At 41.4% G+C, this 1,821-nt stretch carries 1 protein-coding gene; it reads left to right on the top strand.

All coding sequences use genetic code 11. The features are described 5' to 3' along the window. Positions 1 to 145 precede the first annotated feature (145 nt). The coding region (locus FC51_RS11970; protein WP_057910753.1) for an IS1182 family transposase at positions 146 to 1,821 on the top strand (1,676 nt) is incomplete at its 3' end.

A 1,821-nucleotide genomic window follows, 5' to 3' on the forward strand; every position in this document is an offset into this window, starting at 1 on the left:
GAGGCTGGGACAAAAGTCTCAGCTCACGCAAAAAAGCTTCGGAAATTAATTTTTTTCCGAGGCTTTTTTGCATTTTATGTAGCACAGAGAATTCAACTCTGCTATTCTTAAATCGACGAAAACCCAAGGATAGGAGTGAATCTCTATGTACAGACATTATAACAATAACCAGACCAGTTTAACATTGCCATTAGAAATTTCAATTTCAGAAACGCACATTGTCCGCGCCATCAGTGCTTTTGTGGACACGATTCCATATAAATTAGTTTATGGAGAAGAGTCAGCCTTTGGCCGACCACAATATTCACCGTTGATGATGCTCAAAATGATGTTATTTGCTTACTCACGGAAAGTGTTTTCGGGACGGAAAATTCAACAAATGGCCGAGGAAAACATTCCGATGAAATGGTTAATCGGTGACCCTGACATGGTTCCCAGTTACCGGACAATCAATCGTTTCCGGACTGATCCACAAACCACCAAGCTAATAGCCCTCATGTATCTGCAGTTCCGACAATCATTGATTGATAACAATCTGTTAAGTGATGAGGCAATTTTCATTGATGGCACTAAAATCCTTGCCGATGCCAACAAGTATTCATTTGTCTGGCGAAAAAGCACGGAAAAATTTGAAAGTAAGTTGGATCAAAAAACACGAAACTTGTTTAAAGACCTGATTCAAAACAAAGTCAATCTAGCAGTGGAAAGCGAAATGGATCCGACGGATCTTCAGACGCTTGAAGCTGAAGTAGACGCATTGGACACAGAGATTGACGAATTAGATCAGCAAATCAAAACCGAAAAAGTGATTCCCGGTGGTTCACCACGTAAACAACGCCGGCGTAAACTAAAACATCTCCGGCATCTAGTAAAAGATGAATACTTACCTCGTAAACAAAAGTATCGCCAATATCATGAATGGTTTGGTGATCGGAACAGTTTCTCTAAAACGGATCATGACGCCACTTTTATGCGGATGAAAGAAGATCCGATGCAAAACGGCCAGTTGAAGCCAGGGTACAATCTGCAAATTGCCACTCAATCACAATTCGTTCTCTATTACCAAGTTAATCAACGTCCTACGGACCAACGTACTTTAATTCCATTTTTAAAAGCGATGAACTTCGCACAAACCCCAGTCAACTATATCGTTGCCGATGCGGGCTACGGCAGTGAGCCAAACTATCAATTTGTTAAAGAGAAATTGGGTAAGATCCCCTTGATTCCTTACACCATGTATCTGAAAGAACAATCGAAGAAATATCGCAGCGATCTTAGCAAAGTGATGAACTGGGAATATCATGCCGAAGAAGATTACTACGTGGATAATCACCACATCCGCTTTTCATATCACGGCATGAGCCATCGAACTGATAAAAATGGGTTTACCCGCGACTTTAAAGTTTATCGGGCCGACGATTACGATGACCCCGAAGGGTATTATTGGTCGACCACCCGTATGGGTAACCAACGAAGAATTAACATCAATCCCCATTGGGAATCGCAAAAAGCATACGTTCGTGAACAGCTTTCAAGCCCAGAGGGCAAGGCCATTTTCGCTAAGCGAAAACTTGAGGATGAGCCAGCCTTTGGTAACCTGAAGGCAAATTTGCGTTTCCGTCGATTATCGGTACGTGGATTAAGACAAGTAAATAATGAATTAGGAATTATCTTGATGGCAGCAAATATGAATAAATTGGCCAAAATGATGGCCAATTTAAGTCATATTTTTGGTTGGATAGAAAAACTGAGCCACATCTTCCAGAAAAAATGGAAAATGCGGCTCAATTTATTTGTCGGCGGGACTTATGTCCCAGCCAC

Source organism: Lentilactobacillus parabuchneri DSM 5707 = NBRC 107865 (assembly GCF_001435315.1).
Lineage (GTDB): Bacteria > Bacillota > Bacilli > Lactobacillales > Lactobacillaceae > Lentilactobacillus > Lentilactobacillus parabuchneri.